General features: G+C 70.7%; 22 protein-coding genes. 20 read left to right on the forward strand and 2 right to left on the reverse strand.

What is annotated here, in order from left to right:
• Window positions 1–60: 60 nt before the first annotated feature.
• Window positions 61–1,176: a glycosyltransferase family 2 protein gene (locus tag HHX37_RS29080; protein WP_310740582.1), complete on the forward strand. Its 1,116-nt coding sequence runs from the start codon at window positions 61–63 to the stop codon at window positions 1,174–1,176.
• Window positions 1,173–2,831, forward strand: coding sequence for a glycosyltransferase family 2 protein (locus tag HHX37_RS29085; RefSeq protein WP_182887516.1), 1,659 nt, complete (start codon window positions 1,173–1,175; stop codon window positions 2,829–2,831). Before HHX37_RS29080 ends, HHX37_RS29085 begins: the two co-directional genes overlap by 4 nt.
• A 207-nt stretch (window positions 2,832–3,038) precedes the next feature.
• On the opposite strand, the gene HHX37_RS29090 is transcribed toward HHX37_RS29085, so the two are convergent.
• Window positions 3,039–4,676 carry a glycosyltransferase gene (locus HHX37_RS29090; RefSeq protein ID WP_310740583.1) on the reverse strand — a complete coding sequence of 546 codons (1,638 nt, stop codon included), beginning with the start codon at window positions 4,674–4,676 and terminating at the stop codon, window positions 3,039–3,041.
• A 186-nt stretch (window positions 4,677–4,862) separates the two neighbouring features.
• Between HHX37_RS29090 and thrC the strand changes: the two genes are divergently transcribed.
• The 3 genes from thrC to rho all read left to right on the forward strand — a co-directional run bounded on the left by thrC (window position 4,863) and on the right by rho (window position 9,273).
• Window positions 4,863–5,921 carry a threonine synthase gene (gene thrC, locus HHX37_RS29095; protein ID WP_111700011.1) on the forward strand — a complete coding sequence of 353 codons (1,059 nt, stop codon included), beginning with the start codon at window positions 4,863–4,865 and terminating at the stop codon, window positions 5,919–5,921.
• Between the two features lie 38 nt (window positions 5,922–5,959).
• Entirely contained in the window at window positions 5,960–6,886 is a 927-nt protein-coding gene (gene thrB / locus HHX37_RS29100) for a homoserine kinase (RefSeq protein ID WP_182887517.1), read from the forward strand.
• 413 nt (window positions 6,887–7,299) lie between these two features.
• A complete protein-coding gene (gene rho, locus HHX37_RS29105) occupies window positions 7,300–9,273 on the forward strand; it encodes a transcription termination factor Rho (RefSeq protein ID WP_182887518.1) in 1,974 nt (657 codons plus the stop codon).
• A 187-nt stretch (window positions 9,274–9,460) separates the two neighbouring features.
• On the opposite strand, the gene HHX37_RS29110 is transcribed toward rho, so the two are convergent.
• The gene (locus HHX37_RS29110; RefSeq protein ID WP_182887519.1) at window positions 9,461–10,570 is read right to left on the reverse strand and encodes a hypothetical protein; all 1,110 of its coding nucleotides are present in this window, start codon (window positions 10,568–10,570) and stop codon (window positions 9,461–9,463) included.
• 316 nt (window positions 10,571–10,886) lie between these two features.
• Between HHX37_RS29110 and rpmE the strand changes: the two genes are divergently transcribed.
• From rpmE to HHX37_RS29185, 15 genes are all read left to right on the forward strand, one after another.
• Window positions 10,887–11,105 carry a 50S ribosomal protein L31 gene (rpmE, locus tag HHX37_RS29115; RefSeq protein ID WP_182887520.1) on the forward strand — a complete coding sequence of 73 codons (219 nt, stop codon included), beginning with the start codon at window positions 10,887–10,889 and terminating at the stop codon, window positions 11,103–11,105.
• Window positions 11,106–11,211: 106 nt separating this feature from the next.
• A complete protein-coding gene (prfA, locus tag HHX37_RS29120; RefSeq protein WP_117409076.1) occupies window positions 11,212–12,258 on the forward strand; it encodes a peptide chain release factor 1 in 1,047 nt (348 codons plus the stop codon).
• A gap of 173 nt (window positions 12,259–12,431) precedes the next feature.
• Window positions 12,432–13,286, forward strand: a complete 855-nt coding sequence (gene prmC, locus HHX37_RS29125; protein WP_117409075.1) for a peptide chain release factor N(5)-glutamine methyltransferase — start codon at window positions 12,432–12,434, stop codon at window positions 13,284–13,286.
• 77 nt (window positions 13,287–13,363) lie between these two features.
• The gene (locus tag HHX37_RS29130) at window positions 13,364–14,011 is read left to right on the forward strand and encodes an L-threonylcarbamoyladenylate synthase (RefSeq protein ID WP_182887521.1); all 648 of its coding nucleotides are present in this window, start codon (window positions 13,364–13,366) and stop codon (window positions 14,009–14,011) included.
• A gap of 144 nt (window positions 14,012–14,155) precedes the next feature.
• On the forward strand, window positions 14,156–16,846 hold the full coding sequence (locus HHX37_RS29135; protein ID WP_182887522.1) for a hypothetical protein: 2,691 nt from the start codon (window positions 14,156–14,158) through the stop codon (window positions 16,844–16,846).
• Window positions 16,847–16,988: 142 nt separating this feature from the next.
• Window positions 16,989–17,378, forward strand: coding sequence for a hypothetical protein (locus tag HHX37_RS29140; protein WP_182882715.1), 390 nt, complete (start codon window positions 16,989–16,991; stop codon window positions 17,376–17,378).
• 373 nt (window positions 17,379–17,751) lie between these two features.
• Window positions 17,752–19,182 (forward strand): MraY family glycosyltransferase, encoded by a 1,431-nt coding sequence (locus tag HHX37_RS29145; RefSeq protein WP_310740584.1) that lies wholly within the window; start codon window positions 17,752–17,754, stop codon window positions 19,180–19,182.
• Window positions 19,183–19,328: 146 nt separating this feature from the next.
• Complete coding sequence (locus HHX37_RS29150) at window positions 19,329–19,751, forward strand: hypothetical protein (RefSeq protein WP_182876670.1); 423 nt, start codon at window positions 19,329–19,331, stop codon at window positions 19,749–19,751.
• A 36-nt stretch (window positions 19,752–19,787) separates the two neighbouring features.
• Window positions 19,788–20,030: a hypothetical protein gene (locus HHX37_RS29155; RefSeq protein WP_244460565.1), complete on the forward strand. Its 243-nt coding sequence runs from the start codon at window positions 19,788–19,790 to the stop codon at window positions 20,028–20,030.
• A gap of 132 nt (window positions 20,031–20,162) precedes the next feature.
• Window positions 20,163–20,954 (forward strand): F0F1 ATP synthase subunit A, encoded by a 792-nt coding sequence (gene atpB, locus HHX37_RS29160; RefSeq protein ID WP_182887523.1) that lies wholly within the window; start codon window positions 20,163–20,165, stop codon window positions 20,952–20,954.
• An 82-nt stretch (window positions 20,955–21,036) separates the two neighbouring features.
• The gene (gene atpE, locus HHX37_RS29165) at window positions 21,037–21,267 is read left to right on the forward strand and encodes an ATP synthase F0 subunit C (protein ID WP_182876668.1); all 231 of its coding nucleotides are present in this window, start codon (window positions 21,037–21,039) and stop codon (window positions 21,265–21,267) included.
• 29 nt (window positions 21,268–21,296) lie between these two features.
• On the forward strand, window positions 21,297–21,842 hold the full coding sequence (locus HHX37_RS29170) for a F0F1 ATP synthase subunit B (RefSeq protein ID WP_182887524.1): 546 nt from the start codon (window positions 21,297–21,299) through the stop codon (window positions 21,840–21,842).
• Window positions 21,842–22,651 carry a F0F1 ATP synthase subunit delta gene (locus HHX37_RS29175; protein ID WP_182887525.1) on the forward strand — a complete coding sequence of 270 codons (810 nt, stop codon included), beginning with the start codon at window positions 21,842–21,844 and terminating at the stop codon, window positions 22,649–22,651. The genes HHX37_RS29170 and HHX37_RS29175 overlap by 1 nt, the downstream gene beginning before the upstream one ends.
• 24 nt (window positions 22,652–22,675) lie before the next feature.
• Window positions 22,676–24,322, forward strand: coding sequence for a F0F1 ATP synthase subunit alpha (atpA, locus tag HHX37_RS29180; RefSeq protein ID WP_117409066.1), 1,647 nt, complete (start codon window positions 22,676–22,678; stop codon window positions 24,320–24,322).
• Between the two features lie 3 nt (window positions 24,323–24,325).
• Window positions 24,326–25,225, forward strand: a complete 900-nt coding sequence (locus tag HHX37_RS29185; RefSeq protein WP_117409065.1) for a F0F1 ATP synthase subunit gamma — start codon at window positions 24,326–24,328, stop codon at window positions 25,223–25,225.
• Window position 25,226: the final 1 nt, after the last annotated feature.

Below are 25,226 nucleotides of genomic sequence, written 5' to 3' on the forward strand. Positions count from 1 at the left end.
TTACCAGCTTCTGATGATATAAGTCCACAAACCTCGTAAAGAGACGAGCGGGAGGGACACGTGACGGTCGCGACGGAGATGTGCTCGCCGTACGGCTTCACCCGCAGTCCCACCCAGGAGTCCGCCACGCTGTCCTGGAGCGGTGGCGGCTGGACGGTGGGAGATCGCCCGCTGCCCGGCCCGCCGCGGCCCGCCGACGTCGAGGAGCTGCGGCCGCTGCGCGGGCTGACGGTGGAGTGGCCCGCGCAGCCCGTCGCCGCGGCCCTGGAGCCGGTGATCGCGCTCGCCGCCGCGGGAGTGCCGCTGACCTGCCCGGACCCGCCCGCCTGGGTACGCGAGGCCGATCCGGTCCTCGCCGGGCTCGCCGCGGCCTGGACGCCCGAGCCCGGTGACGGCACTCCGGCGTCGGTCGCCGACCTGCGCCGGGAGGAGCACAGCGTGCGCCTGCGCAGGCACGCGCTGCGCGCCGGGGGAGTGGCCGTGAACCCGGCGCCGGTCACCGTCGTCATGGCCACGCGGCGGCCCCAGTACGTCGGCGACGCGCTGCGGCAGATGGCCCGCCAGCGCGGGGTGGACTTCGAGGTGGTCGTCGCGCTGCACGGCTTCCCCGCGGCGCGGGTGCGGTCCGCGATCGAGGAGTTCCCCCGCCCCGTCACCGTGGTCGAGGCCGCCGAGAAGACAGCGCTCGGAACGGTCCTCAACGAGGCCGCCGCGCGGGCGTCCACCGGCATCGTCGCCAAATGGGACGACGACGACTGGTACGGCCCCGAACACCTGTCGGACCTGCTGCTGGCCATGACCTACTCGGGCGCCGACCTGGTCGGGACCGCTCCCGAGTTCTTCTACCTCCAGCCTCTGGACGTCACGATCCGCCGCACCGACTACAGCAGCGAGGTGTGGACCGACCACGTCGCGGGAGGCACGATCCTGCTCGGCCGCGCCCTGCTGGAGGAGGTCGGCGGCTTCGGTCCGCAGGACCGGGGTGAGGACGCCCACCTGCGGCGCTCCGTCGAGGAGGCGGGCGGGCGGATCTACCGCACGCACGGCCTCGGCTACGTCCTGCGGCGGTCCCTCAGCGCCGACCACACCTGGAACCTTCCCCTTGCCCACTTCCTGCGAGTCGCGACGAACCAATGGCGCGGCTTTCGCCCGAGTCTGCTGCTGGACACGCCATGACGCCACGTATCAGGGGAAACGACTACACCGTGCTGGAGCCGCCCGCGCTCGGATCGGCGTGGACGCCGAGCCTGCGGGCGAGCGTCGTCATCCCGGCGTACGGCGCCCAGGCGAAGCTCGACCTCACGCTCGCCGGGCTGGCCGCGCAGACGTACCCGGCCGACCTGCTCGAAGTGATCGTCGTCGACAACGGCAGCGACCCGCCGCTGCGCCTGCCGGAGATCCGGCCGCGCGGCACGCGGCTGCTGGTCTGCGAGGCGCCGGGCCGGGCCAGGGCGCGCAACGCCGGCCTGGCCGCCGCGACGGGGGACGTCATCCACTGGATGGACTCCGACGTGGTGCCGGAGCGTGCGGAGGTGGAGGCCCACATGCGCTGGCACCACCTCGCGCCGTACCTGTCGGTCACCTCCTATCTGCGCTTCAGCACCGCGGCGCTGCCCGCTCCCGAGGAGGTCGTGGGCGCGGACGACCTGGCCGGGCTCTTCGAGCCCGCCGAGCCGCACGCCTGGATCGAGGACCTGGTCGCGCGGTCGCAGGGGCTGACCCGCTCGCCGCGGCCGTTCAGCATCCACATCGGCGGTGCGTCGTCGGCGAACGTCAGGCTGTTCGAGCGGGCCGGGGCGATGGACCCCGAGATGATCCTCGGCCAGGACACCGAGATGGGCTACCGGCTGGCGCAGGCGGGGGCGGTCTTCATCCCGGACCCCGAGGCCAGGGCGTACCACCTCGGGCCGTCCATGCGCATGCGCGACAGCGAGCGGATCAACCGGGTCAGCCACGCCCTGGTGACCGACCGCGTCCCCGGCTACCGGTGGCTGCGCACCCATCCCTCCCGGCAGTGGAAGGTCCCGCAGGTCGAGGTCGTCGTCGACGCGACGGCGGGGTCGTACGACGAGGTCCGGGCGACCGTGGACGGCGTGCTGGCCGGCACCGTGACCGACCTCGCCGTGGTCATGACCGGACCGTGGGACGAACTCGCGCCCGAGCAGCGCGCGCCGCTCAGGGACCCGCGCCTGGATCTGGTGCTGCTGCGCGCGCACTACGCGCACGAGGGCCGCGTACGGCTCGCCACGACGCCGCCCGACACCACGTCGCCGTACCGCCTGCGCGTCCCGCCGGGCTGGTCGCCGGGTGAGGACACCCTGGGCCGGCTGCTCGAAGTGCTGCGCGGGCGGGAGCGCGGGCTGGTCAGCGTGCTCCTGGCCGAGGACGCGGAGGGGATCGTCGCCGCCCGCCTGGAGCGCACCGAGGCCTTCGCCCGCGCCGCTCTGATCGCGGCCGAGGGAGAGAACGCCGACGACCTCGTGGACGAGATGTTCGGCACCTACTGGGTCGACGGTGAGAGCTTCGGCTTCAGCGCCTTCGGAGAGGCCGCGCCGTACCTGAACCCCCGTGCGGCCTACCGGGCCAGGGTGTCGGCGCAGGCCGAGGTCGAGCGGCTCACCAAGGAGGTCGAGCGGCTGCGCGGTCAGGTCGCCAAGTGGCGCGAGGAGGCGGGGCGGTGGCGCAAGTCGGCCGTCGAGTTCCGCCGGGAGATCGGCGCCCTGCGCAAGCAGATCTCGGCGCTGCGCCGCGCCCAGGGCCAGAACCAGGGTCAGGGCCTGCGCGGCATCGCCCGGGGCCTGAGCCGGCCCTTCACCTTCAAGAAGTCCTGACCGCGGCCCCCGCCGCGCTGATCCGCCTCCAGAACCGCCGCCCGCTGAACCGCCGCGCCCGCTTGGCTGCCGCCCGCCGAGCCGTCGCCCACTGAGCCGTCGCGTGTCGAGCCGTCGTCCACCGGGCTGCCGCTCGCCGAACTGCCGCCCGCCGAACTGCCGCCCGCTGATCCGCCGCGCGGCGGAACGGCGCAGGACGCGCGGTGGTCAGGAGCGGCGGAACAGACCGCGGCGCTGCCGCGGCGCCCGGTCCTCCGGTCGCGCCGCGCCGTTCCCGCCCGCGCCGTCGCTCCCGCCCGGCGTGCCGTTCCCCGCCCGCGCCGTCCCGGCGGGTTGCGTGGGCTGCGTGGACTGTGTGGACTGCGCGGGCTGCGTGGATTGCGCGGGCTGGGCGGGCTGCGCGGATCGGGCGGCTGGTCGCGCGGCCGGTTCACGGCCGGTCGTCGAGGCCCCGTCGAACTCGCCCGGCGCGGCGTGCCGTACGCCGTGGGTCTGCGCGATCACGTCGGCGATCGCCTCTCCGGGCGCGGCGAGGAGGCGGGCGCGGGCCGCGGCCTCGGTGCGCTCCAGCGTGGCCGTAAGGCCGTCGGGCGCCTCCAGCACCAGCAGGCCGATGCGTTCCTCCAGCATCGCCTTGACCGCTCGCTCCAGCAGCGCCGGGGCGGGCGGCGCGTCGATCGGCGCGGTGTAGCGGAAGGGGACGGGCGCGGCCGTCGGCGCCGCGCTCTCGGCGAACCGCACCCGAGCGTCGTGCCCGAACGCCGCCCGCACCAGGGCGAGGTCGAACGCCTCCGTCCCCGGCGCCCACCTGCGGCCCCCGTCGAGCAGCGTCCAGGGGCCGGTCAGCGTCACGGCGACGTCTATGAGCGTGCCGCGCAGCACGGCGTCGACCGCCGCGACGATCCGCGGCTCGTCCGCCCCGGTCACGTCGAAGACGACCTCGACGTACGGCACGCGCCACCGCCTGCCGGGCTCCTTGCGCAGATCGCGGCGGAGCGGCACCCGGTGCGCCAGATGAGCCTCGACCAGCCGGACGATCGCCCTGCCGTGCTCGCCGCGCTGCGCGGGCAGGCCGAGGTGGACGGCGCGGGCCTCCGGGTCGGGGACGAAGACGGCCCCCGCCTGGGCGAGCCGGTAGGCGAACTCGGTGTCCTGGCCGCGCACGACCTCGGGATCGAAGCCCCGCACCTCGTCCAGCAGGGCCCGCCGCAGGGAGACCGTCGGCCCGGTGCAGACCTGGTAGGGGTTCTTGCTCGCCCGCAGGCCGTCGAGGCGGCGGATGGTCTCCTCGGTCGAACTGGACACCAGCGCCGACGGGTCGAACAGGTCCTCCGGCGAGCCGTGCCGTACGGCGTCGTGGACCTGGCCGGGCGTGAGCGCCGGCTCCTCGGCGAACCTCTTGCCGCCGATGGTGACGAGGTAGTCGGTGAGGTGGTGCCAGCGGAACAGCGCCTCCAGGTGCTCACGCGAGATCACCATGTCGGCGTCGAGACGCTGCACGATCTCCCCCTCGGCCGCCGCGATGCCGGCGTTCATCGCGTGCCCGGCGCCCCACCCGCCGTCCGGCACGGAGACGATCCTGGTGTTCTCGGGCCGCAGTTCGGGCAGGCGCAGTGGGGGATCGCTGCGGTCGTCCACCACGATCACCTCGGTGAGGTGCGCGGGATAGGTCTGCGCGGCCAGCGCGGCCAGCGTCAGATCGAGGCGGTGCTGCCCGCCGTGCGCGGGGATCACGACACTCGCGCCGAGCGTGGGGCTCCAACCGCCGAGGGGCGGCGGCGTGAGCGGAGAGTAGTCGTTGTGGCGAATCCTCGGCCGGGGCTCGACGCCCGTCAGGTGGGCCACGCCTCATCCTTCACAGCGATGGTCAAAGGGCTCGCCCACACTAGCGAAAGCCACTGACGGTTCCCTAAGGTGACGCCCAATATGTCCAGTCGGTGGACAACGGAGTCCGCACGTCAAACGGTTGGCCGTAGACTCGGTGACCGATACCCCTGGTGACACGCGTACGCACGCGTGGGAGGAGCAACCATGTTCAGGGCTTGGCGTGGCCTTATCGAGGAGTACCGCGACCGTCTGCCGGTCTCCGCGACGACGCCCGTGGTGACCCTGCTCGAAGGCGGTACGCCGCTCGTCCCCGCCAGGCGGGTGTCCGAGATCACGGGATGTGACGTCCATCTGAAGGTCGAGGGGCTCAACCCCACCGGCAGCTTCAAGGACCGCGGCATGACCCTCGCGATCAGCAAGGCCGTCGAGGAGGGCGCCCAGGCGGTCATCTGCGCCTCGACCGGCAACACCAGCGCCTCGGCCGCCGCGTACGCCGTACGGGCCGGGCTGACCTGCGCCGTCCTCGTGCCGCGCGGGAAGATCGCGATGGGCAAGCTGGCCCAGGCGCTGGTCCACGGCGCGAAGCTGCTCCAGGTGGAGGGCTCCTTCGACGACTGCCTGGAGATGACCAGGAAGCTCGCGGAGACCTACCCCATCGCGCTGGTCAACTCCGTCAACCCGCACCGCCTGCAGGGGCAGAAGACGGCGGCCTTCGAGATCGTCGACGCGCTCGGCGACGCGCCGGACGTCCACTGCATCCCGGTCGGCAACGCCGGCAACATCTCGGCGTACTGGATGGGCTACAAGGAGTACGCCGAGGACGGCGTGGCCACCAAGCGGCCCCGCATGCTGGGCTTCCAGGCCAGCGGCGCGGCGCCGATCGTCGGCGGCTCGCCGGTCACCCATCCGCAGACGATCGCCACGGCGATCAGGATCGGCAACCCCGCCTCGTGGCGGCTCGCCGAGGCCGCCCGCGACGAGTCCGGGGGCGACATCCAGGCCGTGACCGACCGCCAGATCGCCGCGGCGTACAAGCTGCTCGCGCAGGAGGAGGGCGTCTTCGTCGAGCTCGCCTCGGCCGCGAGCGTCGCCGGCCTGCTGCAGGCCCACGAGCAGGGCCTGCTCACGCCGGGACAGCGGGTCGTGTGCACCGTGACCGGCAACGGCCTGAAGGACCCGGACTGGGCCATCTCCGGCGCTCCCGCTCCGGTGACGATCCCGACCGACGCCTACGCGGCCGCGGCGGCGCTGGGACTCGCCTGACCCTCCCTCTGACACTCAGCACATCTCCAGGTGACGAATTGACCGACAGTCACGGCGTCGTCGTACGCGTGCCCGCGACGAGCGCCAACCTCGGCCCGGGCTTCGACAGCCTCGGCCTCGCCCTCGACCTGTACGACGAGGTTGAGGCGGCGATCTCCGACTCGCCCGGCGTGCGGATCGCGGTGGAGGGTCAGGGCGCCGGCGAACTCGACGACGGCGAGGGCCATCTCGTCGTCAGGACCATGCGCGCGACCTTCGACCGCATGGGGTTCGCCCAGCCCGGCGGCATCGAACTGCGGTGCCGCAACCGGATCCCGCACGCGCGGGGGCTCGGCTCGTCGTCCGCCGCGATCTGCGCGGGCATCCTCGCCGCCCGCGCCCTCGCGCGGGGGCGCGGCGCGGAAGATTTTCCGGACGCTGACGTGTTCGCGCTGGCCACCGAGCTGGAAGGGCATCCCGACAACGTGGCGCCCTGCCTGGCGGGCGGGCTCACCATCGCCTGGACCGACCAGTCGGGGGCGGCGAGTATGGTGAAACTGACTCCGCACGAGGACGTCCGGCCGGTGGCGTTGATCCCGGATTTCCGGTTGTCCACGGAGGAGGCACGGGGGCTGCTGCCGAAGGACGTACCGCACTCGGACGCGGCGGCCAACGCGGGGCGGGCGGCTCTGCTCGTCGCGGCGCTCACGGAGAGACCGGAACCCGGCCTCCTGCTCGCCGCCACCGAGGATCGCCTGCACCAGAGGTACCGAGCGCCGGCGATGCCGCGCACCGCCGACCTGGTGCGACGGCTCCGTACGGCGGGGGTGCCCGCCGTCGTCTCGGGGGCAGGTCCGACGGTGCTCGCGTTGACGACAACGGATGCCAAGGATTTGATCGCGGCAGAAGTGGGTAATGACTGGCACATCCAGCCAATGAACGTCGACCCGTCTGGTGCGTTCGTTCGGTTTCCCGAGACACGCTGATACTTCTTCGACCTTCAGGGAATAGCTGTGCGCGCTGGTGATGTTAGGCTGATAGCCGCACCAGGTGCCCCCGTGTTGGGTGCGTGCTTGTCATTCGCACATCGCTGCACTTCGTCTCGCGTCCCGCGACGCGGGCAAGGCGATTTCCCCGAAACCGTTTCTTCCAGTCGGCACACCCTCGGGTGGCATGACCGGAGGCGGCGCGCTCGGAGACATGCGCGTTCGAACCACCAAGACATCTGGTCGGTGGCGGCAATCCGGGGGATCGCCCCCGGGCACCTACCGCTCGCGAATCCCGAGGGTCGCCGACACATGAGATTCGCGAAGCCCGACCCGGTCTGTCCCGCCGGGTCGCATCACCGGGACGCCTGGACGCACGATTCTGGCGCCCGACCCCTGGGAAGGACCCTTAGTTGAGCGACACCACCGAACTCCTCTCCGACGGCCAGGCCGCCGGCGACACCCCCACATCCGCCCCGGCCCGTCCGCGACGTCGCTCCGGCACGGGCCTGGCAGGCATGGTGCTCCCCGAGCTTCAGGCCCTGGCGACCAGCCTCGGCATCACGGGGACCGGACGGATGCGCAAGAGCCAGCTCATCGCGGCCATCCAGGAGAAGCAGGGCGGAGCGGGAGAGGCCGCGGCCGAGCCGAAGGCCGCCGCGGAGGCGGCGCCCGCCGTCGCGGAGCGCCCCACCCGTACCCGCAGGGAACGTTCCCGCTCGGCCGCGCCCGCGACGGCGCCCGCCGAGCCCGTGGCCGCCGCCGAGCCGGTCGTCGCGCCGCGCGATGAGCGCCCCGCGATCGAGCACGCGCCCGCCGTGGTCGCCGAGTCCGCGCAGAACGGATCCGCCGCCGTCGTCTCCACCGAGCCGCAGGCCGAGTCCGCGCCGTCCGAGGTGCGGGGCGAGCGCCCCGAGCGCGGCGAGCGCCGGGAGCGCCGCACGCGAGGCGAGCGCAGCCGGGAGCGTGGCGAGCGCGGGGACCGCGACAGCCGCGACAGCCGCGACAGCCGCGAGAGCCGTGGTGACCAGCGCGTCGCCGACGGCGGCGACGGCCCGGGCCGCCGCGACCAGCAGAGCCGTGGTGACAGCCGTGGCGACAGTCGTGGTGACAGCCGCCAGGACAACCGCTCCGACGGGAAGGGCGACCAGCAGGGCGACGACGCCCGCGGGCGTCGTGGCCGCTTCCGCGAGCGTGGCCGCCGCGGGCGCGACCGCTTCGAGGGCAACGAGCCGGTGATCAGCGACGACGACGTCCTGATCCCGATCGCCGGAATCCTCGACATCCTCGACAACTACGCCTTCGTGCGCACCAGTGGCTACCTGCCCGGTGCGAACGACGTGTACGTCTCGCTCGCGCAGATCCGCCGCAACGGCCTGCGCAAGGGCGACGTCGTCACCGGCGCCGTCCGGCAGCCGAGGGACGGCGAGCGGCGTGAGAAGTTCAACGCGCTCGTCCGCCTCGACACCGTCAACGGCATGGACCCGGAGCAGGCCCGCCAGCGGCCCGACTTCAACAAGCTCACGCCGCTGTACCCGCAGGAGCGGCTGCGCCTGGAGACCGAGCCGAACGTCCTGACCACCCGGATCATCGATCTCGTGTCGCCGATCGGCAAGGGTCAGCGCGGACTCATCGTGTCGCCTCCCAAGGCCGGCAAGACGATGGTGCTCCAGGCGATCGCCAACGCGATCACCCGCAACAACCCGGAGTGCCACCTGATGGTCGTCCTCGTGGACGAGCGTCCGGAAGAGGTCACCGACATGCAGCGGTCGGTCAAGGGCGAGGTCATCCACTCGACCTTCGACCGCCCGGCCGAGGACCACACCACCGTCGCGGAACTCGCCATCGAGCGGGCCAAGCGGCTGGTCGAACTCGGGCACGACGTCGTCGTCCTGCTCGACTCGATCACCCGTCTCGGACGCGCCTACAACCTCGCGGCGCCGGCGAGCGGCCGGATCCTGTCCGGTGGTGTCGACTCGACCGCGCTCTACCCGCCGAAGCGGTTCTTCGGCGCCGCCCGCAACATCGAGAACGGCGGCTCGCTGACGATCCTCGCCACGGCCCTCGTCGAGACCGGGTCCAAGATGGACGAGGTCATCTTCGAGGAGTTCAAGGGCACCGGCAACGCGGAGCTCAAGCTCAACCGCTCCCTGGCCGACAAGCGGATCTTCCCCGCGGTCGACGTGGACGCCTCCGGCACCCGCAAGGAGGAGATCCTGATGGGCAAGGAGGAGCTGGCCATCGTCTGGAAGCTCCGCCGCGTCCTCCACGCCCTCGACATGCAGCAGGCGCTGGAGCTCCTTCTGGAGAAGATGAAGGAGACCAAGTCCAACGCGGAGTTCCTGCTCCAGGTGCAGAAGACCACGGTCAGCAACGACCGCGACTGACACCAGGACGTCACTCGCCGACGCCCCGGACGGCCCGCCCGTCCGGGGCGTCCGCGTCTCCGGGCACGGCGTCCGCGCCCGGAGATGCGGGAAGGCCCACACGGACTGGTCCGCGCGGGCCTTCGGCGATCTGTGCTGCTGTACGGCCGGCGCCAGGGGTTGATGGGGCGAGCCGTACAGCCAGGGGCTACTTCACGTCGACGAACTTGATGTTCGACAGGGAGCCGTAGGTCAGGCTGGTCGCGGCGGCCGTGGTCCGCCAGTAGCCGTCGTACTTCGGCTTGACGCTCTTGGTGTACTTACCGGTGGAGGTCGCGCCGACGTAGCCGACGAACTTCCACTTCTTGGTGCCCTTCTTCTTGAAGTAGAGCTTCAGGATCTTCTTGCTCCACGCCTTCGAGCCGCGGTAGACCTTGCCGTAGAGCTTGGTCGCCTTGCCCTTCTTCACCTTGCTGGGGGAGGCGTACAGCGTGATCTTGGACTTGGCCTTCGAGCTGCCGCTCTTCGATACCTGGAAGCCCTTGGTGAAGGAGTACTTCTTGGTGCCCCGGCTGATGCTGATCCGCAGCTGCCAGCTGCCCGTGGACGTGCTGTAGTCCATCGACGTGGAGTCGTGGTAGGAGTCGTCCGCGTCGAGACCCGTGGTCAGCGAGTAGTAGTCGTCCGAGTCCTTCGACTCCAGCCGGACGTCGGTGATCTTCTCGTCGCCGAACTTCTCCAGGTGGAAGGCCGCGTAGACGTCGACCTCCTTGCCCGACTTCAGATACACCGGGTCCGGGTCCACGTTCGCGCTGTCCACCCGTGTCGCCTTCGCGATGGCCATGGTGGTCCAGGCGCCGAACGTCGGGTTCGCGTCGGCCGCCGCGCCTCCCGCGGTGACTCCGACCCGGTACTTCCAGTCGCCGGGCTTGTCGCTCGACGAGAGCGGGATCGAGCCGGAGACGTCCGCCTTGTTGTCGGAGGGCACGCTGCTCACCGAGCCGAGCTGCGTCACATCCGCATTGTGCGCGGACGATTCACTCTCGTCGGGCCTGAGGTATTGGACAGTGACCTTGGCCGGCTTGTCCTTGTCCACATAGGCACTGGTCAGGTGTACTTTGAAGGTGATCTTGTCGCTGCTGTACGGCGGAATGAACTTGTCGGAAGACAGATCGATGCCGGAGACAGCGGGGTTCGCGAAGCGAGCGGCGGAGGCGACTCCGGCGCTGGCGGGGGTGACTGTCGTGATGGCCGCTCCTGCGGCGAGGACAGCGGCCCCCGTTGCGGTCGCCAAGGCGAGCCGCAAGCCCTTCCTCATGGTTACCCCTTACATTGGTAAAATTGAGGGAAAAGTCGGGTTTGGACACGGGAGCCTAGTGGTACGGATGTGGCTCGTCCACACAGCTGTCAACCCCGGTCCTGTTTCACGGCGTTTCTGTCAGACCGGCGGCCCCGCCCGGCAGCCCTCCTGCGCGTGGGAATAGCGCATGGCCTGGGATGGTTGGAGGATCTGGCACACTGGTAGCCGACCGCAGCGGTACCGGTTCCCGCGCAGCGCATCGTGGTGTGCCCGATGCGCGTAGCCCCGACAGGCAGAGCGACCCGGCGACCGCACCTAGCGTTAGGACTGAGACATGAAGGCCGAAATCCACCCGGAGTACGTGGTCACCCAGGTGACCTGCAGCTGCGGGAACTCCTTCACCACCCGTAGCACCGCCAAGAACGGCGTCATCCACGCCGACGTCTGCTCCGCCTGCCACCCCTTCTACACGGGCAAGCAGAAGATCCTCGACACCGGTGGCCGGGTGGCGCGCTTCGAGGCGCGCTTCGGCAAGAAGGCCCAGGGCAAGTAGCTCCTCCAACACGCCGGCTCGGGGCGCCCTCTGTTCGGGGGCGTCACCGGGTCGGCGTTCTTGGTGATTGCGGCCTTTACCGAGGACTGAGCGTAAGGAGCGTGCGGTGAACCTCGACGAGATCATGAGCGAGTACGCGGACCTCGAACTGCGGCTCGCCGACCCCGCCGTGCACGCCGACCAGAGCAAGGCGAGGACGTACGGCAAGCGGTACTCGCAGCTCACGCCGATCGTCACGACGTACCGGGAGCTCGAAGGCGTACGGGAGGATCTCGCGGCGGCGCGCGAACTGGCCGCGGAGGACCCGGCGTTCGCGGACGAGGCGGCCGAGCTGGAGGGCCGCATCCCGGTGCTGGAGGAGAAGCTCACCCATCTCCTCGTCCCGCGCGACCCGAACGACGACAAGGACGTCATCATGGAGATCAAGGCGGGTGAGGGCGGCCAGGAGTCCGCCCTGTTCGCCGGAGACCTCCTGAGGATGTACCTGCGGTACGCCGAGCGGGCCGGCTACAAGACCGAGGTCATCGACGCCCAGCACTCCGACCTCGGCGGCTACAAGGACGTCACCGTCGCCATCAAGGGGCGGGAGGGCGTCTGGTCGCGGCTGAAGTTCGAGGGCGGCGTGCACCGCGTCCAGCGCGTGCCGGTCACCGAGTCGCAGGGCCGCATCCACACGTCCGCCGCGGGCGTGCTGGTGTATCCCGAGGCCGAGGACGTCGACGTCCAGATCGACCCGAACGACCTGCGGATCGACGTCTTCCGCTCCAGCGGGCCCGGCGGGCAGAGCGTCAACACCACCGACTCGGCCGTGCGGATCACGCACCTGCCGACCGGCGTGGTCGTGTCGTGCCAGAACGAGAAGAGCCAGCTCCAGAACAAGGAGTCGGCTCTGCGCATCCTGCGCGCGCGGTTGCTCGCGATGGCGCAGGAGGAGGCCGACGCCGCGGCGATGGCCGAGCGCAAGTCACAGGTGCGCACCGTCGACCGCTCCGAGCGGGTCCGCACCTACAACTTCCCCGAGAACCGCATCTCCGACCACCGTGTGGGCTTCAAGGCCTACAACCTGGACCAAGTCCTGGACGGCGATCTCGACGCGGTGATACAGGCATTGCTCGACGCCGAACTCGCGGAGAAGCTGGCCGCCCGTACGTGAGACGGCGGCGGGCGAGGTAGCGGCGGGGGGACGATGGGAGACCGTGGAGGACCTGGGAGATGATGCGTGAGACCCGGAGACTCGGCGACCCCGCCGCGCGCCAACCCACCGGCCCGTGCTCCGCGGACCGGCGACCGCCACGCCCAGCCGCGAACCCCGTGCCGTAAGAGACCATGACCTTCCTGCTCGACGAAATCGCCCTCGCCACCGCCCGGCTCGCCGAGGCGGGAGTGCCGTCACCGCGAACGGACGCCGAGGAGATCGCGGCCTTCGTCCACGGCGTGCCGCGCGGCATGCTGCACACGGTGAAGGACGCCGACTTCGACGCGCGCTTCTGGGAGGGGGTCGCCCGGCGCGAGGCGCGCGAGCCGCTGCAGCACATCACCGGGCGGGCCTACTTCCGCTATCTGTCCCTGGAGGTCGGCCCGGGGGTCTTCGTGCCCCGCCCGGAGACCGAGGTCGTCGCGGGCTGGGCGATCGACCGGCTCCAGGAGATGGACGTCGCCTCCCCGGTCGTGGTCGACCTCGGTACCGGCTCGGGGGCGATCGCGCTGTCGATCGCGCAGGAGGTCGCGCTGGCGCAGGTGCACGCCGTCGAGATCGACCCCGTGGCGTACGGCTGGGCCAAGCGCAACGTCCTCGAACACGGTCAGGGACGCACGACGCTGCACCCCGAGGACCTCACCGACTGCCTGCCCGAGCTGAACGGCCAGGTGGACCTGGTCGTCTCCAACCCTCCGTACATTCCGCCGGGAGCGGTTCCCCGGGACCCCGAGGTGCGCGACTACGATCCCTCCCGGGCGTTGTACGGGTCGGGCGAGGACGGGCTGGACGAGGTCAGGGCCGTCGAGCGTACGGCCCGCAGGCTGCTGCGGCCGGGCGGGTTCGTCGTGGTCGAGCACGCGGACCTCCAGGGCAACGCGGTGTACTGGCTGTTCTCGGAGGAGAAGGGCTGGCGCGACGTCCGGTTGCGGCAGGACCTGACCGGCCGGGACCGGTTCGTCACCGCGCGGCTGACCCAGGACTGATTCAGGACTGATTTGGATCGGCCCGGCGAGCCGGTCACGACGGCGGCGCCGGGCGAAAGACGTGGAAGGATGGCTTCGTGAGCCGACGGTATGACTGCGCGAACCCGGTCGAGCGGACCGGTGGCCTGACCGACGCCGCCTCTGCCGTGCGCAATGGCGAACTCGTGGTGCTTCCCACCGACACGGTCTACGGGATCGGCGCCGACGCCTTCACCGCCTCCGCGGTCAACGCGCTGCTGGAGGCGAAGGGGCGGGGCAGGGACATGCCCGTCCCCGTTCTCGTGGGCACCGTGCGGGCCGCCAACGCGCTCGTGGAGAGCCTCGGGACGTACGGGCAGGACCTGGTGGACACCTTCTGGCCCGGGCCGCTCACACTCATCCTGAGGGCCAACCGGTCGCTGTCGTGGGACCTCGGCGACACCAAGGGAACGGTCGCCGTCCGCATGCCGCTCCACCCGGTCGCGCTGGACCTCCTCAAGGAGACCGGTCCGATGGCGGTCTCCAGCGCCAACCGGTCCGGCAACCCGCCCGCCACGACGGCGGACCAGGCCCAGGAGCAGCTCGGAGAGTTGGTGACCGTCTACCTGGACGGCGGCCCCTGCGGCGACGACGTCCCCTCCACGATCCTCGACCTGACCACCGCCGTGCCCCGGGTGCTGCGCAAGGGCGCGATCCCCGTGGACAAGATCCGGAACGTGGTGGGGTATCTCGCGACGGAGGAGTGACCGCGCTCCGGGCCTGCGTCTCACATTCTGAGACGCTGTCACGGCTCTGAGCAGGATGATCGATGCCGTCTGGCTATCGGTCTTCTTTACTGAAGTCACCCCGGCTACCGTGAAGTGCGCCGATATCTCTGTGGAGGCGCGTCCATGGCCAAGCTCGACGGGATGGATCCGAAGCTCGTCCGTGAGCTGTTGTCGCAAGTTCAGCACGCAGCGAATCAGATGGGCACCATCGAGGCCCGCGTCACCCAGCTGACGCGCAACGCGGGCGTGTCCGTGCACGTGACGCACCGGCCGTCGCAGGTCGCAGACGCCTGCTCCACGATGGTCAAGGACGTCACCGGCCGACTTGAACTGCTGGAGAAGAAGGAGAAGCAGAGCACCGGCAAGGCGCCCACGGTCAACGGCGCCACCTACACGCAGGAGAAGGACATCACGGCGCCGGCGGACGACCCGGCGCCGAAGTCCGACTCGCACGGAGACAAGGCCGATCACAAGGCTGACCAGAAGGCCGATTCCAAGGCCGACCACAAGCCCGCCCCGAAGCACGGGACGGCGGGGGGCGGGGCGGAGAGCACGGCCACGCAGCCCGGGGACAGGCAGGTCCACGACAAGGAGCACTCCGTCCGCAACTCGCCCGCCGGCCACGGCTCGGGCGACTCCGGCGCGGCGGGGCGGGGCGAGAGCTCCCACCAGGTGCACAGCGCGTCCGACGGAGCGCCTCGCTCCGCCACGGACGGCGGCGGCTCGGCCGGGGCGAAGCACGCGGAGAAGACCCACGGCACGGCGACGGGCGAGCTTCCGCAGATGCGGCCCGCACAGGACGCGGCCCAGATCACCCACCCCGTCCAGCCGGTCGACGTCTCCGACACAGGCGATTCCGGCCCCGGGCAGACCCAGGGCCAGGGCCACGGGCAGGCGACTTCGGAGGGGTCGAGGCAGGCGGGTGGGCAGCAGCCCGGCGTCCGCGACGACTCGCAGATCATCGACACCCCGGGCATCGACCATCCGGACGACGTCGACCAGAGGGCCGGCCGGCAGGAGATGACGGTCGACGGGACCAGGGTCGTCAGCACTCCCTTGAACCAGCCCGACGCGGGGAGCGCGACAACCCACGCCCAGCAGACGGCGAACGGGAGTGGTCCGCACCCGAACGGGGCGCCCGGGTACGTCAACCCGCTCGAACCGAGCCACCAGACGGCGGACCAGCCCTCTCACACCGGGCTCGCCCCCGGCGACCCCGACGGCGACTACGTCGGCACGCCCGCCGACAACGCCACGGAGGATCCGTACGCGGCGGGCACCGCGACCTCTGTTCCGGGGACTCCCGACAGTCACGGCACGGCGACGACCCACACCGCGAGCACGGGCCAGACGCCTCACACCGGGCTCGCGCCCGGGGATCCCGATGGCGACTACGTCGGCACGCCTGCCGACAACGCCACGGAGGATCCGTACGCGGCGGGCACCGCGACCTCTGTTCCGGGGACTCCCGACAGCCACGGCACGGCGACGACCCACACCGCGAGCACAGGCCAGACGGCCACGTACAACTCCGCTACCAGCTACACCGACAGCGGCAGCGGCGCGACGAACGGCACGACGACGGCCAGTCTCGAGATGAACAGGGCGGATAACGGTCCGGCGGGTACCGGTACCGGTACCGCGACCGGCACGGCCAGTGGCACGGGCACAGGCACCGCGACCGGCACGGCCAGTGGCACGGGCACAGGCACCGGCGGCCTGGCCGATCACCCGGGCACGGGCAGCGGTCATACGGGCAGCGGTCATACAGGCACCGGTCATACGGGCACCGGCGGCGGTGCGACGAACGGCACGACGGCCAGTGTCGCGATGGACGGCGTGGAGAGAGGTCACACCGGGACTGGCAGTGGTCACAGCGGTGCCGCGAACGGCACGGCCACGGGCACATTGAAGGATCACCCGAACGGCACGGCCACGGGCGGCCTGGCCGATCACCCGGGCGCGGGGAACGGCACGGCGCAATCGCCCAAGCAGGTGGACATCACCCACCTCGACGATTCCGCCGGGACCTCGGGCACGACCTCCGGCTTCTCCTGCACCTGTGGAGCGGCCTCCGCGGGCGGGCTGGGCTGCACCTGCGGCGCGACGCACGCCGGGCACGGTGGGACAGGTGGGCACGGTGCGCCGGGTGGGCATGGTGCGGCGGGCTGGCCCGGCGGGGGTGCTCAGGGAGAGACAGGTGATTGCGGCCCGGCGGACGGACACGGAACGCACGGCGCGGGTGGTCATGGCGCGAATGGTCACGGTGCGAATGGTCACGGCGCGGGTGGTAACGGAGCCGGCGGCCACGGTACGCACGGAGCGGACGGCCATGGCACGGCTGGTGGCCACGGAGCGGGGAACGGCCAGGGAGCGGGTGGCCACGGAGCGGGTGGCCACGGAGCGGGTGGCCACGGAGCGGGTGGCCAGGGAGCGGGGAACGGCCAGGGATGGGGTGGCCACGGAGCGACCGAGGGTGACGGCACCGGGTCCGGCGTGACGGGAACGGACCGGGACGGCGCGGCTGGGCGGACCGGGGACGGCGACGGCTACTCGTGGCCCGATCCGCGTGCGGTCGCCGCCACGCAGCCGGGGGACGTGCTCACCTATCCGGCCCGTCACATGCACGACGACGCGGCGCTGCAGATGCTGACGGACCATCACCGCGACATCGCTCCCCACGACATGCCGGACGTCAGAGTCCCCGAGGGGGAGTGGGGCGAGGGCGACTGGTCGGCGAGGAAGATCCAGCCTGACGGGCCTCCGGGACGTGTCGAGGCCGTCGACCCCGGTCCGCCGACCCCGGAGAACTGACCGTGCGAGCACGAACGACGCTGTCGCCGGGCGTGGGGACCGCGGCCTGGTCCCCCGCCGGGCGCCGTATCGGGCACCGTGCCGCAGGGCACGCGATCACCATCGCCGGCGTTCCCGCCGGCCCCGCACAGGAGGCGCGATCGTGAGCTACGCCGACCCCCCGGCGCCGACCCCGCTGCAGCCCGGCGAGACCCCGCCGGCGCCGTCGAGTACCGACCTGCTCTCGCCCGGCGGGCAGCCGACGCACTGGGTGTTCAACCCGGAGTACCAGAAGCTCGTGGACCTGTGGATGCAGGTGCTCCCGCTGCTGGACCAGCTCACCAAGTCCCTCGACAAGCCGTACGAGATGGCGCGCAGCAGGGACGTCTGGGACGCGCCCGTCGCCGGCCGGTACGTCCAGGACGTCGCCGAGTGGCGCAGCAGGCTCGGCATGTACCGCCAGGCGGTGCTCACGGCGATCAGCGACCAGGCGGCGGACACGCCGCGCTGGATCCCCGGCAAGACAAGCGCGCCGCACGCGTTCACCTCCTGACACCTGAGGGTGCCTCCGAGGCACCTGCCGGCACCCGCCGGCACCTGTCACGCCGCCGGTGGCCCGCCGGCCGCCGCACCGGCCGTACGCCGGGCACCTGACCGTGCCCTCCTGGATCGGGCCCTCCCGGATCGGGCGCTCGGGGACGGACTTCGGCGTCTCCCGCGCGGCGCCGAGGGCGTGGGCGCGGCCGGAATGGAGGAGATCGGGTCTCTCGTCGTCCGGGCCATCCGGCGGCCGGGTGCGATACCGTCAGTTCTCGAACGGGTAAAGGGGCTGACCGCGGAGCATCCGGCATATCCCCTCTAGGGATAGGGCGATCTGTGTCTTTTTGCCCGTCACAACTGATCCGCCTATCCAGGAAACTAGGTCCGTGCGGGAATATCTCCTCTTGGCACTCGTGGCGGCAGCGGTGACGTATCTGCTCGTGCCGCCGGTCCGGGTGTTCGCGCTGCGCATCGGCGCCGCACCCGAGGTGCGGGAGCGGGACGTGCACAAGGTGCCCACCCCGCGGCTGGGCGGCCTGGCGATGTTCGGCGGGATGGTGGCGGCGCTGCTCGTGGCGGCCAACCTCCCGTACGTCGGTGGCGCGTTCGGCAGCGGCCAGACGGGCCGCACGGTGCTCGCCCTCCTGGCGGCGGGCGGCCTGATCGTCGTCACCGGGTTCCTGGACGACTGGCTCGGCATGGACGCGCTGGTCAAGTTCGGCGGGCAGATCGCGGCGGGCGGGCTGCTCGTCTACTTCGACATGTATCTCCAGTGGCTCCCGCTGCCGCAGTTCATGGGCGGGTCGCAGGCGCTCGACACGACCCTGCGCACCATCCTCACGATCATGATCGTGGTCGTCGTGATCAACGCGGTGAACTTCGTCGACGGCCTCGACGGCCTGGCCGCGGGCATCGTCGGGATCGCCGCCGCGGCGACCTTCGCCTACTCGATCGTGCTCCAGCAGACCGCGAGCGGTTCGCGCATCAACGGGACGGCCGCCATCGCGGCGATCCTCATCGGGATGTGCGCCGGCTTCCTGCCGCACAACTTTCACCCCGCCAAGATCTTCATGGGTGACACCGGGGCGATGCTGATCGGCCTGCTGCTGGCCACCTCGATGATCACGATCCTTTCCTCGGTCGAACCGGACGCGATCGTCGGCAAGATCAACAAGTTCCCGGTGATCCTGCCGCTCGTGCTGCCGATCGCGGTCGTGGTCCTGCCCCTCGCCGACCTGATAATGGCGGTCGTCCGCCGCACGTCGGCCGGGCTGTCGCCGTTCGCCCCCGACCGCGGCCACCTGCACCACCGGATGCTCGACATCGGCCACTCCCACCGGCGCAGCGTTCTGATCATGTACGCGTGGACGTTCCTGTTCGCCTTCACGATCGTCGGCCTGTCGATCGTCGGCGTGGGTGTCGTCGTGTTCCCGCTGACGATCGTGTTCGCGGTGGCGGTGCTGGTCATCATGGGCCTGCCGCGGTGGCGGTCGCGCCGCACCCTGGCGCGCGACCAGAAGACCGGCGCCCTCGCGGCCGGCGGCGCGGCCGCCTCCCGCCCCGCCCGCCCCTCGCGCCCCACGACCACCGAGCACGACACGCTCGTCTTCCCCGTCGTCCCCCCGCCGGCGCCGCCCCTGACTACCGGGCGGCACGCGCCCGGCGCGCCCGGGCAGGCCCCGCCCGTAGTGCCGGGGCAGGCCGCGCCCGGCAGGCTTCCCGCGAACGGCCGGAATCCCTACCCCGGACAGGGCCCCTCGGGTGCCGGAGCCATCCCGCCCACGACCTCCCGCACGGACGCGGAAACCTTCCGCTGACCCCCGACCGGCGCGCCCGCACCAGTAGAAACGCCAGGTAAAGGTGGCACTCCGAGGCTTGTGATAGCTTTCACTAGCAAGGGGCGAGGCACACGACGCCCCGGCAGGTAGCAATCGCTCGTTTGACAACCGATCCTGGAGTTCCGATGCAGGCCAACGACGTGCGCGTGCTCAAGGGCGCCGCCGTGCCGACCTTGATCGTCGGTCTCGTCGCCGTCCTCGTCGCGGCGATCGCGACCGGTGCGAAGGGTGCTCTGGGCGCCGGCATCGGTCTCGTCATCGTCGCCGTCTTCTTCACCGTCGGCCTGGCCGTCGTCTCCTGGGCCGGCCGGGTCTCGCCCATGGCGATGATGGCGGCGGCCGTGGTGGGCTACGCCGTCAAGGTCCTCGTGATCATGGCGATCCTGCGGGCCCTCGACGGGACGACCGCGTTCGACTCCCGGGTGCTCGCGCTGAGCGTCATCGCCTGCACGCTCGCGTGGACCATCGGTGAGATGCGCGGATTCATGAAGCTCAAGATGCTCTACGTCGAGCCGGACGCCGAGGTCCCCGGGCGGGGACGCGGATGACCATGCGTACGGGGCAGCCCGATATGACTAGTCCGCATGGCTCCTGCTATCGTCGTGCCCGCGATGAGCGAACAGGAGCGCAGGCCCGAGACCGACGGCCGCGACTTCGCCGACGCCGCCTGGTCGGTCCCGAGCTATCTGATCTCCGGGATCCTGTTGTGGGGCGGCATCGGCTGGTTGCTGAGCTGGTGGACCGGCGTGCACGCGTTCATCCCCATAGGCGTCGTTCTCGGGGTCGGGCTGGCTGCCTACCTCATCTATCTGAAGTACGGCCGCTGACAGCCGGCCCGCTTCCCACGCTCTTCCGTTGATCCAATCGTTGAAGGGAACGCCCGTGCGCGAGCGTAGCGAACGGACGAACAAGCACATGCTTCGGGCATTGCGCCCCGAGCGGGTAGGCGAGGTGACAAGGTGACCCCCCTCGTTCTCGTCGCCGAGGACGCGTTCACGGCGCCGGGGCCGTCGATCTTCGACTTCCCGCCCCTCTTCGAAGGCGCGCCCTACTGGCTGACCAAGCCCGTGCTCTTCGCCGTCGTCGGCGCCCTCCTGGTGACCGCTCTCGCATGGAGCGCCTTCGCCAATCCGAAGCTGGTGCCCCGGGGCATGCAGAACATCGGTGAGATGGGCTACCAGTTCGTCCGCGACCAGGTCGCCCGCCCGTTCCTGGGCAAGGACGCCGAACGCTGGATGCCGCTGCTGATCAGCCTGTTCTTCCTGATCCTGCTGTGGAACTTCTTCGGCGTCATCCCGCTGATCCAGATCCCGATCGCCTCGCACATCGCGTTCCCGATCGTCTTCGCGGCCACGATCTACATTCTCAAGATCTATCTGGGCATCAAGCACCAGGGCTTCGGCGGCTACTTCAAGAACATGATGTTCCCGCCCGGACTGCCGAAGGCGATCTACGTCCTGCTGGCGCCGATCGAGTTCCTGTCGAACCTGATCATCGCGCCGTTCACGCACGCCGTCCGGCTCTTCGCGAACATGTTCGCCGGTCACCTGATCCTGGCCTTCTTCAGCGCCGTCGGATTCTGGTTCCTGTTCGAGAAGCTCACTCCGCTCGGCTCGGGCCTCGGCGTCGTGGGTGTCGTCATGACGATCGCGATGACCGGCTTCGAGTTGTTCATCCAGTTCCTGCAGGCGTTCCTGTTCACGCTGCTCGCCGCCATGTACATCGGCGGCTCCCTGCACGCGGACCACTGACGGACACCTGAGACCCGCCCCTGACGTAGACCAGACCGGTGAGTGAGGCACTCACCGGCCGACCAGTAAAGGAAGAACACCAATGAGCGTTCTCGCTGAAGTCACCGGCAACCTCGGCGCGATCGGTTACGGCCTCGCCGCCATCGGCCCCGGCATCGGCGTGGGCATCATCTTCGGTCAGGGCGTGCAGGCGATCGCCCGCCAGCCCGAGGCGTACGGCCTGATCCGCCAGAACATGCTGCTCGGCTTCGTTCTGACCGAGGCGCTGGCCCTCATCGGCCTCGTCGCGCCCTTCATCTACCCCACGAGCTGACGTACCCACTCTGACGGAAGGCTGCACCCATGATTTCGGCAGCTAACACCCTCGCGGCGGAGATGAACAACCCGCTCATCCCGCACGTTTACGAGCTGGTCGTCGGCAGCTTCGCCTTCCTCGTCGTCTTCGTCGTCGTCGGAAAGATCCTCACCCCGCGTATCCAGAAGACGCTGGCCGAGCGGACCGAGGTGATCGAGGGCGGCATCAAGAAGGCCGAGGACGCCCAGGCCGAAGCCCAGCGCACTCTGGAGCAGTACCGGGCCCAGCTCGCGGAGGCCCGCCAGGAGGCGGCCCGCCTGCGCGAGGAGGCCCGGGAGCAGGGCGCCCAGATCAAGGCCGAGCTCCGTGACGAGGCGCAGGCCGAGGCGCGGCGCATCATCGAGTCCGCGCACGCGCAGATCGAGGCCGACCGCCAGCAGGCGCTGACCCAGCTGCGCGGTGAGATCGGGCGCCTGTCCACCGAGCTGGCGAGCCGGATCGTGGGCGAGTCGCTGGAGGACGAGGCCCGCCAGCGCCGCGTCGTCGACCGGTTCCTCGAGGAGCTCGAGGCGCGTCCGGAGGCGGTCCGCTGATGCGCGGCCTCAGCAGGACCGCCCTTGCGGAGGTCGAGGAGCGGTTCAACACCGCCGCCGCGGCCGCCGACCTCGGCGCCCTCGCCGAGGAGCTGTTCGCCGTCGCCGACCTGTTCGACCGTGAGCACGGGCTGCGGCGGGGGCTTTCGGACGCTTCACGCCCGGCGGGGCAGAAGGAGAGCGTGCTGCGCTCCCTGCTCCAGGGCAAGGTCGGCGACGCCACGCTGGAGATCGCGGTCGCCGCGGTCGGCGCCAGGTGGTCCAGGGCCGGCGACCTGCCGGACGCCCTGGAGCGCGTCGGCGTGATGTCCGCGGCCGCCGAGGCCGAGTCGGAGCGCCGCCTCGACGACGTCGAGGACGAGCTGTTCCGCTTCGGCCGCATCCTCGCCGCGAACCCGCAGCTGCGCCGCGCGCTCAGCGACCCTGCCATCCCGGCCGAGCGCAAGAGCGGCCTGCTCGTCACGCTGCTCGGCGGAAAGGCCGCGCCCTCCACCGTACGGCTCGTCACGCAGGCGGTTGTGCACCCGCGAGGACGTAGCCTGGAGACGGCACTGGAGGAGTTCGGCTGGATCGTCGCGCGGTCGCGCGAGCGCCTCGTCGGCGTGGTCCGCAGCGCGGTGCCGCTCACGCAGCAGCAGAAGCAGCGGCTCGCGGCCTGGCTGCGAGCCACCTATGGGCGAGACGTCCACCTGAACGTCGAGGTGGACCCGAAGGTGCTCGGTGGGTTCTCCGTGAGGGTCGGGGACGACTACATCGACACCACGATCGCCGGACGTATCGAAGAAGTCCGCCGCCGGTTGGCCGGCTGAGGCGAATAGGGAGACAAGAAAGAGATGGCGGAGCTTACGATCCGGCCGGACGAGATCCGGGACGCCCTTGAGCGCTTCGTCCAGGCGTACGAGCCGGAAGGCGCAGCGCGCGAGGAGATCGGGACCGTCGTCGACGCCGGCGACGGCATCGCCCATGTCTCCGGTCTGCCCTCGGCGATGGCGAACGAGCTGCTGGAGTTCGAGAACGGCACCCGCGGCCTGGCGCTGAACCTCGACGTGCGCGAGATCGGCGCGGTCGTCCTGGGCGACTTCAGCGGCATCGAGGAGGGCCAGCAGGTCCGCCGCACCGGCGAGGTCCTGTCGGTGCCGGTCGGCGACGACTTCCTCGGCCGGGTGGTCGACCCCCTGGGCAACCCGCTCGACGGCAAGGGCGCGATCCAGGCCGAGGCGCGCCGCGCCCTGGAACTGCAGGCCCCATCGGTCGTCCAGCGTCAGCCGGTGAAGGAGCCGCTGCAGACCGGCCTCAAGGCGATCGACGCCATGACGCCGATCGGCCGCGGCCAGCGTCAGCTGATCATCGGCGACCGCGGCACCGGCAAGACCGCGATCGCGGTCGACACCATCCTCAACCAGAAGGAGAACTGGCTCTCCGGCGACCCGAGCCGCCAGGTTCGCTGCATCTACGTCGCCGTCGGCCAGAAGGGCTCCACGATCGCCCAGGTCCGCGGTCGTCTGGAGGAGGCGGGCGCGATGGAGTACACCACCATCGTCGCCGCTCCCGCGTCCGACCCGGCGGGCTACAAGTACATCGCCCCGTACACCGGTTCGGCCATCGGCCAGCACTGGATGTACCAGGGCAAGCACGTGCTGATCGTCTTCGACGACCTGACCAAGCAGGCCGACGCCTACCGCGCCGTGTCGCTGCTGCTCCGCCGTCCGCCGGGCCGTGAGGCGTTCCCCGGCGACGTCTTCTACCTCCACTCGCGTCTGCTGGAGCGCTGCGCCAAGCTCTCGGCCGACATGGGCGGCGGTTCGATGACCGGCCTGCCGATCATCGAGACCAAGGGCAACGACGTGTCGGCGTTCATCCCGACCAACGTCATCTCCATCACCGACGGCCAGTGCTTCCTGGAGACCGACCTGTTCAACGCCGGTGTCCGCCCGGCGATCAACGTCGGTGTCTCGGTCTCCCGAGTCGGCGGCTCCGCCCAGGTCAAGGCCATGCGCAAGGTGGCCGGCACGCTCCGTCTGTCGCTGTCCCAGTACCGCGACCTGGAGGCCTTCGCGGCCTTCGCGTCCGACCTCGACGCCGCCTCCCGCGCCCAGCTGGAGCGTGGTGCCCGACTGGTCGAGCTGCTCAAGCAGCCGCAGTACAGCCCGTTCCCGGTCGAGAAGCAGGTCGTCTCGGTCTGGGCCGGCACCACCGGCGAGCTCGACGACGTGCCGATCGAGGACATCCGCCGCTTCGAGGCCGAGTTCCTCGACTACCTCGGGTCCACCCAGAAGGGCGTCTTCGACAGCATCCGGGAGACCCGGGAGCTGGCGGACGACACGGTGACCGCTCTCAAGGACGCCATCACGGAGTTCAAGAAGGGCTTCACCACCTCCAGCGGTGAGCTGCTCGTCAGGGACGAGCCGGTGGAGGCGCTGGACGCCAGCCAGGTCGGCCAGGAGAAGGTCGTCAGGCACGTCCGCAAGGCCGAGGCGTAGCCCATGGGTGCCCAGCTTCGACAGCTGCGGCGGCGGATCAGGTCGGTCAAGTCCACCGCGAAGATCACCCGCGCGCAGGAGCTGATCGCCTCGTCGCGCATCGTCAAGGCGCAGCAGCGGATGCAGGCGGCCGTGCCGTACGAGCGGGAGATCACCCACGCGGTGTCGGCGGTCCTGACGCACACCTCGGGTGTCGACCACCCGCTCACGGTGGCCAAGGAGCAGCCCGCCAGCGCGGGCGTCCTGATCGTCACCAGCGACCGCGGCTTCGCGGGCGGCTACAACGCCAACATCCTCCGTGAGGCCGAGGCGCTGAAGGGCCATCTGACCGGGCGCGGCCTGGCCGTGAAGCCGTACGTCGTGGGCCGCAAGGGCCTCACCTGGCACCGCTTCCGCGGCCGGGAGATGTTCGGCGAGTGGGACGGCTTCTCCGACAACCCGTCGTACGCCAACGCCAAGGAGATCGCCGACGCGCTCATCCAGTCGTTCAAGGTGGAGGACGGGATCGACGAGATCCACGTCGTCTACACCGGGTTCGTCTCGATGCTGACGCAGAACGTGATCGTCAAGCGGATCCTGCCGCTCGAGGTCGAGGAGTCGGAGACGCCCCCCGAGGGCATCCCGCCGTACTACGAGTTCGAGCCGACGGCCGGTGATGTGCTCGACACGCTGCTGCCGCGGTACATCGAGTCGCGTATCTACAACGCGCTGCTCCAGTCGGCCGCGTCCGAGCACGCCGCCCGGCGCCGTGCGATGAAGTCGGCCACCGACAACGCCAACGAACTCATCCGCGTGTTCACCCAGCAGATGAACCAGGCGCGTCAGGCCGAGATCACCCAGGAAATCAGCGAGATCGTCGGTGGCGCGAACGCGCTGGCTGACGCCGCAGCGGGGAAAGAGTGAA

The sequence above is a fragment of the Microbispora sp. H10885 genome, from assembly GCF_014161415.1.
GTDB lineage: Bacteria > Actinomycetota > Actinomycetes > Streptosporangiales > Streptosporangiaceae > Microbispora > Microbispora triticiradicis.